This is a genomic window from Desulforamulus profundi (assembly GCF_002607855.1).
The window spans coordinates 1-13,615 of record NZ_AWQQ01000041.1 but is presented as its reverse complement, the minus strand read 5'-3'; the positions used below and the strand labels follow the sequence as shown (position 1 = coordinate 13,615).

At 49.8% G+C, this 13,615-nt stretch carries 16 protein-coding genes, 1 pseudogene and 2 riboswitches; of the genes and pseudogenes, 11 read left to right on the top strand and 6 right to left on the bottom strand.

Translation table 11 applies throughout. The annotated features are described in order from the left end of the window. Positions 1-12: 12 nt before the first annotated feature. Positions 13-1,191, bottom strand: coding sequence for a YibE/F family protein (locus tag P378_RS05815; protein WP_099082593.1), 1,179 nt, complete (start codon positions 1,189-1,191; stop codon positions 13-15). Positions 1,192-1,496: 305 nt separating this feature from the next. Here P378_RS05815 and P378_RS05810 point away from each other — a divergent pair, with 305 nt between their 5' ends. The 3 genes from P378_RS05810 to P378_RS05800 are packed head-to-tail and all read left to right on the top strand — an operon-like array spanning position 1,497 to position 3,949. Then, the gene (locus P378_RS05810) at positions 1,497-1,766 is read left to right on the top strand and encodes a FeoA family protein (protein ID WP_099082592.1); all 270 of its coding nucleotides are present in this window, start codon (positions 1,497-1,499) and stop codon (positions 1,764-1,766) included. A 3-nt stretch (positions 1,767-1,769) separates the two neighbouring features. Continuing rightward, positions 1,770-2,558 carry a FeoB small GTPase domain-containing protein gene (locus tag P378_RS05805; RefSeq protein ID WP_099082591.1) on the top strand — a complete coding sequence of 263 codons (789 nt, stop codon included), beginning with the start codon at positions 1,770-1,772 and terminating at the stop codon, positions 2,556-2,558. Next, the gene (locus P378_RS05800; RefSeq protein WP_099082590.1) at positions 2,555-3,949 is read left to right on the top strand and encodes a nucleoside recognition domain-containing protein; all 1,395 of its coding nucleotides are present in this window, start codon (positions 2,555-2,557) and stop codon (positions 3,947-3,949) included. Before P378_RS05805 ends, P378_RS05800 begins: the two co-directional genes overlap by 4 nt. An 18-nt stretch (positions 3,950-3,967) precedes the next feature. On the opposite strand, the pseudogene P378_RS05795 reads toward P378_RS05800, so the two are convergent. Together P378_RS05795 and cobT are read right to left on the bottom strand one after the other, a co-directional pair. Continuing rightward, positions 3,968-4,401: pseudogene (locus tag P378_RS05795) on the bottom strand (metal-dependent transcriptional regulator). A gap of 301 nt (positions 4,402-4,702) precedes the next feature. Next, the gene (cobT, locus tag P378_RS05790; protein WP_099082589.1) at positions 4,703-5,761 is read right to left on the bottom strand and encodes a nicotinate-nucleotide--dimethylbenzimidazole phosphoribosyltransferase; all 1,059 of its coding nucleotides are present in this window, start codon (positions 5,759-5,761) and stop codon (positions 4,703-4,705) included. A 72-nt stretch (positions 5,762-5,833) separates the two neighbouring features. Next, positions 5,834-6,016, bottom strand: a riboswitch (cobalamin riboswitch). 154 nt (positions 6,017-6,170) lie between these two features. Further along, positions 6,171-6,348: riboswitch (cobalamin riboswitch) on the top strand. Positions 6,349-6,460: 112 nt separating this feature from the next. Between cobT and P378_RS22790 the strand changes: the two genes are divergently transcribed. From P378_RS22790 to P378_RS21125, 7 genes are all read left to right on the top strand, one after another. Beyond that, on the top strand, positions 6,461-6,889 hold the full coding sequence (locus tag P378_RS22790) for a sirohydrochlorin cobaltochelatase (RefSeq protein ID WP_274378647.1): 429 nt from the start codon (positions 6,461-6,463) through the stop codon (positions 6,887-6,889). Then, positions 6,802-7,026: a sirohydrochlorin cobaltochelatase gene (locus tag P378_RS22785; protein ID WP_338013847.1), complete on the top strand. Its 225-nt coding sequence runs from the start codon at positions 6,802-6,804 to the stop codon at positions 7,024-7,026. Before P378_RS22790 ends, P378_RS22785 begins: the two co-directional genes overlap by 88 nt. Continuing rightward, a complete protein-coding gene (locus P378_RS22780) occupies positions 6,972-7,289 on the top strand; it encodes a sirohydrochlorin cobaltochelatase (RefSeq protein WP_338013846.1) in 318 nt (105 codons plus the stop codon). The genes P378_RS22785 and P378_RS22780 overlap by 55 nt, the downstream gene beginning before the upstream one ends. Positions 7,290-7,446: 157 nt before the next feature. Continuing rightward, a complete protein-coding gene (gene cobI / locus P378_RS05780; protein ID WP_099082588.1) occupies positions 7,447-8,157 on the top strand; it encodes a precorrin-2 C(20)-methyltransferase in 711 nt (236 codons plus the stop codon). A 4-nt stretch (positions 8,158-8,161) separates the two neighbouring features. Then, positions 8,162-9,001: an ABC transporter ATP-binding protein gene (locus tag P378_RS05775; protein WP_099082587.1), complete on the top strand. Its 840-nt coding sequence runs from the start codon at positions 8,162-8,164 to the stop codon at positions 8,999-9,001. Then, positions 8,998-9,348 carry an ABC-2 transporter permease gene (locus P378_RS21130; protein WP_238472932.1) on the top strand — a complete coding sequence of 117 codons (351 nt, stop codon included), beginning with the start codon at positions 8,998-9,000 and terminating at the stop codon, positions 9,346-9,348. Before P378_RS05775 ends, P378_RS21130 begins: the two co-directional genes overlap by 4 nt. Further along, the gene (locus P378_RS21125; protein WP_238472931.1) at positions 9,339-9,731 is read left to right on the top strand and encodes an ABC transporter permease; all 393 of its coding nucleotides are present in this window, start codon (positions 9,339-9,341) and stop codon (positions 9,729-9,731) included. Before P378_RS21130 ends, P378_RS21125 begins: the two co-directional genes overlap by 10 nt. Before the next feature lie 37 nt (positions 9,732-9,768). Here P378_RS21125 and P378_RS05765 read toward each other — a convergent pair whose 3' ends face one another. The 3 genes from P378_RS05765 to P378_RS05760 form a co-directional block, all read right to left on the bottom strand. Then, positions 9,769-10,110: a GerMN domain-containing protein gene (locus tag P378_RS05765; protein WP_238472930.1), complete on the bottom strand. Its 342-nt coding sequence runs from the start codon at positions 10,108-10,110 to the stop codon at positions 9,769-9,771. Beyond that, positions 10,059-10,289 (bottom strand): hypothetical protein, encoded by a 231-nt coding sequence (locus P378_RS21120; protein ID WP_238472929.1) that lies wholly within the window; start codon positions 10,287-10,289, stop codon positions 10,059-10,061. Before P378_RS21120 ends, P378_RS05765 begins: the two co-directional genes overlap by 52 nt. A 122-nt stretch (positions 10,290-10,411) precedes the next feature. Continuing rightward, positions 10,412-11,773, bottom strand: a complete 1,362-nt coding sequence (locus P378_RS05760; protein WP_099082586.1) for a methyl-accepting chemotaxis protein — start codon at positions 11,771-11,773, stop codon at positions 10,412-10,414. 338 nt (positions 11,774-12,111) lie between these two features. Here P378_RS05760 and P378_RS05755 point away from each other — a divergent pair, with 338 nt between their 5' ends. Beyond that, positions 12,112-13,515 (top strand): S-layer homology domain-containing protein, encoded by a 1,404-nt coding sequence (locus P378_RS05755; protein ID WP_099082585.1) that lies wholly within the window; start codon positions 12,112-12,114, stop codon positions 13,513-13,515. The last annotated feature ends 100 nt before the right edge of the window (positions 13,516-13,615 follow it).

Genomic DNA, 13,615 nt, shown 5'->3' with positions numbered 1-13,615 from the left:
AGGGTTTTTTCATTACATGCCCTTGGGATGCTCCGGTTCCTTAACGACTGCATTCGAGGAAGACTTGCCACGGGTAAACAGCAGGCCGGCGGCCAGAGCCGTGACGGGAATGGCCAGGATCAAACCAATACTGCCGGTTAAGGCCCGGACAATTTCCGTGGCGATCAAGTCAAGGTTAATGACTTTTAAAAAAGGCATTTCGTAGGCCATGAAGATGAGGATTAACGGGATGGCCCCACCGGTGTAAGCCAGGATCAGGGTGTTGGCCATGGTGCCCATGACATCTCTACCCACATTGATCCCTGCCCGGATTAAGGCCCGGGTATCCAGGGAGGGGTTGGCCCTCTTTACTTCCTCCACCGCAGAGGCGATGGAAATGGCCACATCCATCACCGCCCCCAGGGCACCGATAATCATGCCGGCAAACAACAAACCCTGGAAGTCAAATTTAACCTGCTGCGGGATATACAACAGCATCTGCATTTCCTCACTGCTAAAACCGGTGAGTTTAGCTGCCGTGCCTACCAGCATGGCCAAAAACCCTGCGGCTATGACACCGCAGGTGGTGCCGATAACCCCGGCCAGGGTTTTGCGGTTAAAGCCGTGGACCAGCACCATGGTGACGGTGGTCATCACAGCAGCCACCAACACCGTCATAAAAAGGGGACTATGTCCCTTAAACATGAGGGGGAGCAGCACATAAAAGATCCCCACCCCCGTTAAAACCAGTGACAGAACCGATTTGGCTCCTTTGATCCCCCCGATGACAACCATCAGCAGGGCAAAAAAGCCGGCCAGCAAATACATTTTTTTGTCCCGGGCATGGTCGGAAATAAAGGCATTGGTAATCTTGTTTCCCTCAACCTCCACCGATAAAATCACTTCATCCCCGGGCTTGACAATCACCGCCATGCCGGGCTGGTCCGGCACCACATGGAAAAAGCTCACTTCCTGCCCCTTATAAACACCACTGAGCACTCTGGCCGTCACCAGCTGTTCTTTCCCCTGAATCCAGCCTTCCAGGTCGGGAACATTGTCCTTCCCTTCGGTCATTTCCAGGATCTTGGCCCGCACGATAATTTCCTTGCCTGCATCCATACCGCCCGCTGCAGTTGTTTCGTTAGCAAAACAGGCTTGTCCGGTTAAAAGTAAAAGTAAAATGGCTGCCAGCCAAAGAATAAGTTTCTTCACATTGCCACCTCTTTTTTACATTTCCTCTTAAATTGTACTTTACCTTAGCAATTTTCGGCAATACCGTGGAACAAATGGCGGATATTTCCTTTTCTTTTGCCACGGCGAATTTCTGTAACAAAGGGAGACCGCCCATCATAGCATGATGGTAGAACCGGCCTGACTTAGTTTCATCTAACTATCTGCCGTTTGTAAAGCCCACAGATACCGTCAATTCACAAATTACTGCACATTGTTTCCTTTGGCTTATTGTTAGTCGGGGCTAATTTTGTTAAACACATCTAACTTGTTGGGGGGAGTTGAGTATGCAGAATAACCGGGGAGTTTTTTCAGGGGAAAATATCATTTCCCTTTGTGACTTACCGGTGGGGAAAGCAGCCGTTATTAATTCCATTGAGGCCGAGGGAATTACCCGGCGGAGGATGATGGACCTGGGACTGGTGCCGGGAACCCGGGTGGAAGCCCTTCGCATTAGTCCTGCCGGGGACCCCAAGGCTTATAAAATTCGCGGAGCTGTGATTGCCTTCCGACAGGAAGAGGGATCAAAAATACTAGTGAACTTTAAGGGGGATTAGTTCATGGGGTTAACGTACCAGTCCTGTGGTAGCGGGGTAAACAAAGAAGTTTTTCTAAATCGTTCTTCTCCGGAGGCTCAATATGTGATTGCCCTGGCAGGCAATCCAAATACCGGCAAGAGTACGCTGTTTAATGCCTTGACCGGTTTAAATCAGCATACCGGTAACTGGCCGGGAAAAACCGTCCTGCGGGCCGAGGGTAAATATGTTTTTCAGGGACTGGTTTATAACCTGATTGACCTGCCCGGAACCTATTCTCTTTTAGCCCATTCGACGGAAGAGCAGGTAGCCAGGGATTATCTCTGTTTTGGCAAACCCGATGCAACCATTGTGGTTGTGGATGCCACTTGTTTAGAGAGAAATCTTAACCTTGTCCTGCAGGTCCTCGAAATTACCGCCAGAGTGGTTGTTTGCGTAAATTTAATGGACGAAGCAAAAAGGAAAAACATAGAAGTGGATATTTATTCCCTGTCTGCCGAACTGGGAGTACCGGTGGTGGCCACCGCAGCCCGGGATGGAATGGGCCTTGAAACATTACTCCAGACAGTTGCCAGGATAGCCGACGGCACAATAAAAACGACTCCGTGCATTGTGAATTATGATGAGGTTATAGAGCAGTGCATCACTAAGCTGGAACCCACAATAAAAGAATTGGTAGGAGAGCAATTTAACAGCCGGTGGTTGGCCTTAAGATTGTTAGATAGAGATCAAACCGTCATCAATTCCCTCAAAAAATGCCTGGCAAAAGGAACGCGTGTCGGGGCCATGGTAGGGGGTGAAATTCTTGTATGAGACAGACGTCTCTTTTTAACGGCCTGGATCATATTTTAAGGGAAGTGAACAATCTAAACCCAAACGGCTCGTTAAAAATAAATGATTCCGTTGTAAGCAAAATTTACCATAGAGCGGAAGAAATCACGCAAAGGGTTGTTACCCAGGAGAAAAAACCACGGGTTGATTGGGATAAAAAATTAGATGATATCCTAACCTCCAGGGTTTGGGGATTTCCATCCATGCTGTTGTTACTGGGGGTCGTATTCTGGCTTACTGTCGCCGGTGCAAACTATCCTTCGCAGGTCATCGCTTCAGTACTTTTCTGGGGCCAGGAACGCCTGACGGATCTCTTTCACTGGCTGCAGGCACCGTCCTGGGTAAACGGTTTTTTTGTGGAAGGAATGTATCGCTGCCTGGCCTGGGTGGTTTCCGTAATGCTTCCGCCAATGGCCATTTTTTTCCCCTGCTTTACCTTACTGGAAGATCTGGGATATCTGCCAAGAATTGCTTTTAACCTGGATCGTTTTTTTAAATGTGCCGGCGCCCATGGAAAGCAGGCCCTTACCATGAGCATGGGGTTTGGCTGTAACGCCGCAGGTATTGTTGCATGCAGAATCATTGAATCCCCCCGGGAACGTTTGATTGCTATGTTGACCAACAACTTTGTACCCTGTAACGGGCGTTTTCCCACCCTCATTGCATTGGCCGGACTCCTGGTTTTTGGACTGGGGAATACCCTGGGGGCCACAGCCGTTGTGGTAGGGATTGTTTTGCTTGGGATCGCAGCAACGCTGGCAGTTTCCTGGATTCTGTCCAAAACCTTGCTTAAAGGGGTTCCCTCTTCTTTCACCCTGGAGCTTCCTCCTTACCGGAAACCTCAAGTAGGTAAGGTCATTGTTCGTTCAATCTTCGACCGGACCTTGTTTGTTCTGGGTCGAGCTGTATGTGTGGCAGCTCCTGCCGGTGCGGTTATTTGGCTGCTGGCCAATATCCATGTGGGAGATTTGAGTATTTTTGCTCATTGTGCTAACTGGCTAAACCCTTTCGCCCAACTAATAGGTTTGGACGGTTTTATTCTAATGGCCTTTATTTTAGGACTTCCTGCCAACGAGATTGTGCTGCCCATCCTGATTATGGGTTACCTGGCCACCGGCAACATGGCCGAATTGGAGAGTTTGCAGGATCTGTACCACCTTTTCGTGGTACAGCACAGTTGGACGTGGTTAACCGCTGTTTGTATGATGTTGTTTTCCCTGCTGCACTACCCCTGTGGTACCACCCTCTGGACCATCTGGCGGGAATCAGGAAGTGTTAAGTGGACTTCTCTGGCAGCTTTAATACCCCTGGGTATTGCCTGCATGGTCTGCTTTATGATGGCCCAAACTGCGAGACTCCTGGGATGGGTTTAATCGTACCGGCAGGGGGGATCAGCTCGGCCCTTTTGTTTTGTCGTCTTCTTTCCGACAGTAGGTTTTAAAGTCATCCAGCCAGGAAGGGTGCTGTTCCGTAAATTTAACAAAATTGATAATGGCTGTCAGAGTTGGCAGAGAAAGATAATGTTCCATCGCCTCGCTTCCGCCGCCACATCGCACTGGGAACCGATTAAACGCAAAAATTCACGTATGATTCTGTTTCTTTCTACTAAAAAATGGCCCAACTGCTTGCCCTTTTCCGTTAAAACGATATCTTTGTAGGGGCGGTAATGAATATGCCGGCTTTCGTTTAACTTCTGCAGGGCCCTGGTAACCGAAGGCAAGCTGACGTTCAAGCAGGCAGCAATATCCGTAACCCGCACCGCTTCACCGCTCTGACTCAGCCTGTAAATTTCCTCCAGATAATCTTCCAAACTGGGAGACAGCATCCTATCACCCCCTTTTATTCAGCATATAAAGGACAGCAATTTTTAGTACCTTTCTTCTTCAAGACATGCAATAAATTGAAAAATTAACGGGTTATAACCGGATAGGTAGACTCTGTTTCTATAGAGGTGAGATGATGAGAGATTATTTATTGGCCATAGTAATTTCGGTAAGTCTCTTTATTGTGAATGTCTCCCTGAAAAGGTATTTGAAAAAGCTTTACTTACTGAGAGTTGCAGATAAATGTACTCTATAATTTTTAAAAAACAAACCCGAGGCAAGATTGATCCTCGGGTTCGTTTTTTATTCACCCTGGCTGACACCTGCCTCGGCAAAGGTGGCCATTTCGTTGAGGATGCGAACGGCCGACTCAATGATCGGGAAGACCAGGGCCGCCCCGGTGCCTTCACCCAATCTCATTTCCATATGCAGGATGGGTTTTAAACCTAACATCTCCAACATGATGGCATGGCCGGGCTCCTGGGAAAGATGGGAAGCCAGCATGTACTCCTTGCTGAGGGGGGCCAGGGAGTGGGCCACCAGGGCTGCTGCTCCGGAGATAAAGCCATCCAGAACCACCGGGATGCCCTCGGCAGCGCAGGCTAAAAGTATACCGGCCATGCCTGCAATTTCCAGGCCCCCCACTTTGGCCAGCACGTCCAGCCCGTCTCCGGCATCCGGCCGGTTCACCTGCAAAGCCCGGGCCACCACAGATGCTTTATGCCGCCGCCGGGCCTCATCAATCCCCGTTCCCCGCCCGGTCAACCGCTCGGCGGGCAGCCCGCTGAAAGCGGCTAAAATGGCTGTACTGGGTGTGGTGTTGCCGATGCCCATTTCTCCGATGCCTACCAGTGCCGGCCGTTCTTTGACCTGCTGATGTAGCAGGTCAATCCCCGTTTCCACTGCTTTTACAGCTTCCTGCCTGCTCATGGCGGGACCCAGTACAAAATTATCCGTACCGGATTTAACCCGGCAGGCAATCAGTCCCTCCTGTTCCATAGGAGGGCCGGCCACACCGATATCCGCCACGATAACCCTGGCGCCCGCCTGGCGGGCCAGTACATTAATGGCCGCTCCGCCACGCAGGAAATTCAGTACCATCTGGGGGGTTACCTCCTGGGGAAAAGCGCTGATTCCCTCGGCCACCACCCCGTGGTCGCCGGCTAATACCAGAGAAACTTTTTCCCGGGGCAGTTCCGGTCGAGGCCTTCTTTGGATGCCGGCCAGCCGCCGGGCAATGTCCTCCAACACACCCAGGCTGCCCGGGGGTTTCGTGAGGTTGTCCAACCTCTGCTGCGCCTGCTGTTCACTTGCCCGATCCGGGGGCAGAATCTTTGCCAGTGTTTGATTGAGTAATTCCATTGATAACCTCCTGTATAAAAAATAAAAAATCCCAGCCCAAAAGGGCTGAGAACTTTGCCATCATCCTCAAAACCTATCCGCTTTCCACAGGCAGGTCTCCTGGCTCACGGGTCATGGCCTTGACATCGCCTTCCCAACCTGCCGGTCAGTGGCTGTTACAGGTATCAGGCTTACCGTTTACAGTGGCGGGACCGCTCGGGATTTGCACCCGATTCCCTATTCTCCCCGCAGGGCACCTGTGAGAAAGATTCAATTTAAGAATATTTTACCGGCTCATCGTTCCCCTGGCAATATTTTCATTACATAATTTCTGATCATTTCTATAAACCAAAGGGTCACCGGCTGCAAGGGAAGGCAGTTGGATTTTTATGGACACTATGCCATAAAGATGGTATCATGGCACTGGAAATGAATCCATTGAGTGTTTGGTACCCTGCGGGGTTTAATAGGGAACCGGGTGAAAATCCCGGACGGTCCGGCCACTGTGAAGGGTTTGTTGGTTTCATCCATGCCACTGGAGATCCCGGGAAGGCAGAAACGAACGTAAAAGTCCGAGTCAGGAGACCTGCCAAACACGTAACTGAGACCTCCCGAAGAGAGGCAAGCAGTTAGCATAGGGTCTCTTTATGCCTTTTGACCTTTAACCTTAACGCTTGCCGGGTTAAGGTTTTTTATTTTTTGTAAAGGTGGTTATAACTTATGAGCAAAGATAAGGCAATCCTGCTGGTGACCTTTGGCACTAATGTGACAAAGGCTGCGGAATCCTTTAAGAACCTGGAAAACAGGGTCAGAGATGCCTTTCCCGGCATTGAGTTGCGCTGGTCCTATACCGCCAAAACCATTCGTGCCGCTTTAGCCCAAAGGGGCAAGGTGGTGGACAGTCCCATCACCGCCCTGGCCAAGCTGCAGGACGAGGGCTATACCAGGGTGGCCGTTCAATCGGTTCATATCTTACCGGGGCAGGAATTTTACGATCTGGTCAATGTGGTGGATAACATGGCCCGCTTCCAGGCTCTGCCGGGAAACACTTTCAAAGCAAGATCGGAAAATTTGGTTTTCTCAAGCTGTCCCTGGGAACACCCCTGCTTTATAACCCGGATGATTACCGGGCGGTTGTTCAGGCCTTAAAGGTCTGGGTGCCTGCTGACCAGGACCACGCCCTGGTCCTGGTGGGCCACGGCAGCGGTCACCATACCTTCACTTCTTACGGCTGTCTCAACGACATGCTCCGGCAAACCTATGGCAATGCTTCCTGGGAACGGTAGAGGGTTACCCGTCACTGTCTGAGGTAAAAACGGACTTATCACGAAAAAAGATGCACCAGGTAACCATCATGCCCTTTATGAACATCGCCGGTGACCATGCCATCAACGATTTGGCCGGAGAGGAACCGGATTCCTGGAAAAACGAACTGTCAACCGCCTACAGAGTTGCCGTCGATCTTAGGGGTCTTTTGGATAATGAAAAAATTGTAGAATTCTATATCCAACATTTGCAGCGGGCCTTTGCAAATCTGGACGATCACTAATTCGTAACTCGGCACCTGGTACTTAAGATATTAAGTTATTGCAGGAGGACTAGATCGATCACTAATTCGTTATCTTCTTTTAATGATTTTTTAATACCAGGGTGGTAAAATCTTTTAATAAAAGTGGACCAATTTTAATGAAGTGACGGAGGTTGCAGTGAAAGGAATTTTATATGGAATTGGTGTGGGCCCCGGTGACCCGGAACTCATTACGTTAAAAGCGGTGAACCTATTAAAAGACATTGATGTGGTGGTCGCTCCGCGCACCGGTAACAAGGTTAACAGCACCGCCTTAAGCATTGCCCGCCCCCATTTGCGGGGTGACGCGGAGATTCTGGAATTAATATTTCCCATGACCGATGATGAGAACCAATTGAACAAGGCCTGGGAAAATAATAAGGAATTCATTCTCTCTTTATTGGAGCAGGGTAAGCGGGTGGCTTTTCTCACCCTGGGAGACCCAATGCTTTACAGCACCTATATCTATGTCCTACGGTTGCTGGCCAAACACCCGGTAACCATTGAAACCGTTCCGGGGATTACCTCCTTTTGCGCCGCGGCCAGCCGGGCGGGCTTTCCCCTGGCGGAAGGAGACGATATCCTGACCATTATCCCCGCCACCTGTGGGCGGGACAAATTAAGCCAGGCCATGGCCGTTTCGGACAATGTGGTTTTGATGAAAGTATCCAGGAATACTTCCGAGCTGATAGAACAAATGCACTTGCAGGGCCTCTCCCAGCACGCGGTGATGGTGAGCAAATGCGGGCACCCGGATGAATCCGTTCAGACGGATATCAATGACCCGTCAAATTTGAAGTCGGTTTATCTATCTACCATACTGGCCAGAAAACGACCCACCGGGATGTGATCAGATGATTGTACTGGACCGTGTATCGAAACTGCACGGCAGCAAAGTGGCGGTTGATCATGTAAGCTTGCATATAAAGCCGGGTGAATTCTTTGGCCTGCTGGGTCCCAACGGGGCCGGTAAAACAACCATCATTCGGATGATTACCGCCCTGACCGCCCCCTCTGCGGGTCAGATCACCCTGAACGGCCATCCGGTGAGCCGAAACAACACCGCCTACAAGGCGCAAATGGGGTTGGTCCCCCAGCATATTAACCTGGAACCGGAACTGACCGTTGAGGAAAACTTACGGCTGCACGGGATGCTGTATAACATGAGAAGGGATGAGATCAACCGGCGAATTGATGAATTGCTGGAATTCACAGAGCTGAAAGAGGAAAAACACGCCCCGGCCAACACCCTGTCCGGCGGCATGAAGCGTAAGGTGTTGATCGCCCGGGCGCTCATGCACAATCCCCGGCTGCTGCTGTTGGATGAACCGACGGTGGGACTGGACGTTTTCTCCCGCCGCCGGGTCTGGGATTTAATCAAGTCTTTGCATGCCCGGGGCATCACCATCCTGTTGACCACCCATTACCTGGAGGAAGCGGAACACCTCTGCTCCAGGATTGGCCTGCTGAAAAAGGGCAGGTTAATCATGACGGGCAGTATGGAGCAGCTTCGGGACAGGGTGGGGCCGGTGGTGGTGGCCTTTTTAGAGGACCGGACCAGGCTGTATTTTTTCAGGGAGCAAGCGGAGGCCCTGGTTTTTGCCTCCGGCCTGACAAAGGAATTCACCATCCGGCAGACTTCCCTGGAGGATGTATTTGTCAAGATGACCGAAGAAAGCGTGGAATTAAATTGAACGGCATGCTGGCGGTGTTGTGGCGGGAATATTTATTCTTTAAAAATAGAATATGGTCCATCACAGGCAGTTCACTGGTGGCACCGCTGCTTTACCTGACTGCCTTTGGCTGGGGCCTTGGGCGGGCCGTCAATATGGCCGGGGTAACCTATGTGGATTTCATTGTGCCCGGTATTCTGGCCCTCAGCACCATGAATGCCAGCTTCAACGCAGTATCCACTCCCCTTTCCATTGCCCGGCTGTACGACAGGACGCTGGAAGAATATCTTGTATCACCCATCACCCTGTTCTCCTTTGCCGCAGGTAAAATCCTGGCCGGAGCCTCAGGGGGTTGTATGTGGGCCTGATCCTTCTGGCCGTGGCCTTTGTCTTTGGAGCAAACTTCCGGCTGAGCGGGCTCTTTCTGCTGCTGGCCTTCCTGAATTGCCTGGTGTTTGCCAGCCTGGGCTTTCTGGTGGCCCTCAAAGTACAATCCCACCCGGATATGGTCAGGTTCAACAGTTTTATCATCACCCCCATGATTTTCTTATGCGGTACCTTCTTTTCCCTGGAGCATATTCCGACCCACATCCAATTGTTTATTAAGGCCTTGCCCCTTACCCCGGCCAGCCAGGGGCTGCGCTCCCTGGCCCTGGGACAGGAACTTTCCTGGCACGCCCCCTCGCTGCAGCTTCTCTACCTGGCCGCTTTTCTCACGTGGGGCCTGTGGGCCAGCCATAAAGTAGAATAAAAATCAACAGCCCCTGATTGACGCAGGGGCTGTTGTCTTACTTCTGTATCACACTTTCATTTCTGGGGATGGGTTTGTCATAGATGGCATGGCCTGTGGTAAGGGGCTTGCGGTCCACCAGCAGCTTTACGCTCTTGTACTGGGGCAGTTCCGTCAGGGTATTCACCAGGGAGTTTATGGCAATAAATTCTCCGGTGGAACCCTGCAGGTTGGCAAAGGCCTGGTTAAAATTGAGCACCAGGGTATCCCCTTCGGTTTTATAAAAGACAAGCTCGGTCCCTTCAGGCAGTACCGGGGCATATTTGTCGAGATTATTCAGTTCCTGAATTAGAGCACCCACCATATCATTGGGTTTATCAATTTCTCTCTCCACCGGCACCAGGCATCGGCCTTTTCATTGGCAAAATAAAGGGTTACCTTGACCTTCTCCGGGGCCGGGGTTTGGACCTGGGTTTCCCCCTGGTTTTTTGGCTGTTCCTGTTCTTTGGGGATATTGCCGGTACAGCCGGTCAAAGCCAGAGACAGAATTAAAATGATCAGAAGCGCAATCCTTTTCATGTTTCCCTCCCTTGTTAATTTCGGAAATAAGTCAAAGTTTAACACATTTTTAACGAAATGACTATAATGCGATTCAAGATCCTATAATAAGACGGTGCAGGCATTGGTTTTGTTACTGGTAATTATAACTTGAACCTTTCGGCAATTTCTTCCAGGTCGGAGGCCATTCTGGTAAGGGCCTCTGCGGATGCGGTCACTTCTTCCATGGTTGCTGTCTGCTCTTCGGTGGTGGCGGCTACGTTTTGGATGCCTGAAGACATCTGCTGGGTGGCAGCAGCCACGTCCTGAATCTGCTGGCTTAAATGCTGAACTGTGGAGATAATGCTGTTAAAGGACTCCCCTACTTCACTGACCACCACATTGCCGGCTTCCACTTCCCGGGCACTGGCGGTCATGGTTTCTACGCCGATTTTGGCCTCGTTTTGAATGGCCTCGATCAGGTTCTTAATTTCCTTGGCCGCACTGCCGGAACGCTCGGCCAATTTTCTCACCTCTTCGGCCACCACGGCAAACCCCTTGCCCTGTTCCCCGGCCCGGGCCGCTTCAATGGCGGCGTTGAGAGCCAGCAGGTTGGTTTGATCGGCAATCTGGGTAATCAACTCAACAATTTGCGAAATCTCCCCGGATCTCTGGCTCAAGTTTTCAATACTTTGTCCAACCAGTCCGGTGGAAGTGCCAATGTTGTTCATTTGAGAGGTGATGCGGTTAATTCCTACCGTTCCTGCTTCGGCATGTTTGGAAGCCTGTTCGGAGGCAGAGGCCACCAGCTGGGTATTCTCGGTAACCTGTTCCACGGTGGAGGATAACTCCGACATGGTGGAGGCTGCCTCATTGGCACTGGCGGTAATTTGCTGGGAACTGGAAGAAAGCTGCTGGGCGGCCGAAGCCACCTGCCCGGATTTACTCCTGAGCTGCCCGGCAATATCCTTTAAACTGACAACCATCTCATTAAAGGCGGTGGCCAGTAAACCAATTTCATCACAACTGCGAACTTCAATTTCATTCACAGTAAGGTCCCCACCGGCAACCCGGCCCACTACCTGTTCCATCTGCTTGATGGGGTTGGCAATGGCGTTGGTGACAAACCAGCCAATGGCACCGGCAATGAGAACTGAAAATATCATGGTGCTGACAAAGATGGTTTGAATGCCTGAAGCATTATGATTATACATATCAGCGACCAATTTCAACTCATATAATCCAAAAAACCCCATGCCCAGCAAAAGCGCTATTATAAAGGCAAAGCCACCCATGATCTTTACCCTTACAGGAACTTTTATTTTGTGAAAAGAACAATAAAAGTTACACTTTCGACATGACCCGATTTTTTGTGCCATCGTCCCCTGGAGTTCACCCCGGCACAGGGTTCTGGGAACCTTCCAGCAGTCACTCCCTCTTTTTTCCGTAAAAGCAGGACACTTGGTTTTTCTTTCTTCCGGACATTTCAGAAACTCCCAGCAAACGCCACTGTCAACCTTCGCCATACAAAACCTCCTACCTCATTCTTTATTTTTCTATTATTTTAGGCCGCTTTTCCCAATTTTTCTATCTCGTATAATAATATAAAGAAATGTCACATTGTGTCAATTAAATGACTAAGATCATTTCTTAAAATTTATTATTTTGTCATTTCAGACAAACCTTTTCAATAGCATAATAAACCTTTTATCTTGAGGCAAAGAGCCATTGCATCTTATCCATTTACCCTCCCAATTTTCTTTTGCTATCCGTAATAGAATGTGTAATCAGAAACCCATTATTGGATGGCGCCCCAATAAATGGCTTGTGCTTTGGAATTCCCGATTTTTGAAAGGAGAATACCATGAAAAAGCTAACCAAACTAATGGTCACCTTACTTTCCGTGTGTCTGCTTACCACGTTGTTAGCAAGTGCAGCCTGGGCAACCCCACCCTGGATGAAAGAAAAGCAGTTGCCGCCGGGTCTGCAGATGCTGCAGCAATCGAGGCACCACCAGAATACCTATGTTTACAGTTTTATTGATGTTCAAAACCACTGGGCGAAAAAAGAAATTGAAAAAATGCAGTCCAAGGGAATTATGAAAGGCTATGAGCACCAGCTGTTTAAACCCCAAAAACCGGTCACCAAAAACGAAGCCATCGCCATCATCATGCGGGTGGTGGATCACAAAGACACCTCAACGGATAAGGCCGAACTGATCAAGAAGATCTTTCCCAGCTGGATGGGTTCAGCCCCGCTTCAGGCCTATGATGCCGGTATTATCGCAGACTGGGAACTCATGGCCTGGAACGGTAATAAACCCGCCACCCGCATTGAAGTGGCCATGTGGTTGTGCCGTGCTTCCGGGGACAAAAACGTATCCCTAAAAGAAATGCTGTCCTTTGCTAAAGATGCTGATCAACTAAGCAAGGATGAGTTATATTATGCTGCGGCCATGTATAACAGGGGGATTATGAGAGGTACTCCCGAGGGTTATTTTAACCCCTTCAAACCCATCTCCAGAGGCGAATTTGCCGTCATGATTTCCCGGTTCATCAGTACCGATGACCTGGATAACGACACTGATGATGTCAAAGACAGCAAAGAATTTATCAAAGAACTGAGCCCTGCTAAAAACTCCAAGGTCGCTGTGGATACCAATAAGTTTGCAGTTAGATTTACCGATGATATGGCCTTTGTTGATGGCAAAGATATGGAAGATTTGCCTGCCGCCGTAAAGATTTTTAAATACCAGAACAATAAGTGGGTCGATGCCGGTCTGGAATATGCCATCGTCTTTACTGAAAAGGATGATGAGCTGACCGTCAAACTGGATAACAGCGAAACCCTGGACCATAATGCTAAATACTGCATCAGCATCGCCGGTGGTATTCTGCAAAAAGACGATGAGGACAACGTCTTTGAAGGAATTAATAAAGGCCAGTGGGCCTTTACCACCGAAAACGCGGAACTGGCGGTGGATCAGGTGAAAGCCACCGATGCCACCACTGTGGTTGTCATGTTCAACCAGAACATCAGCAAAGGGAAAGACTTTGACGCCAGTGGCAACGGCATTCATGTAATGGACGGAGATACCGAACTGGACGTCGACGCTGCCAGCATTTCCGGCAATAAGTTAACCATCACCCTTGATACCGATGACAGTCTAAAAGACGGGGAAGAATACAAGGTTTGGTTCAGTGGCGATATCATCAAGGATTTCACCCTGGACGAAGATGCTGCGATAGAATTTGAATACCAGGATTAATCTACAAAAGGCACCCGCCTCAGGGTGCCTTTTAACTTCAGGGGACAATTCAAGTTGGGGACGGTTCTTGACTTGAATTCCAAAATTTTGAATTCAAGTC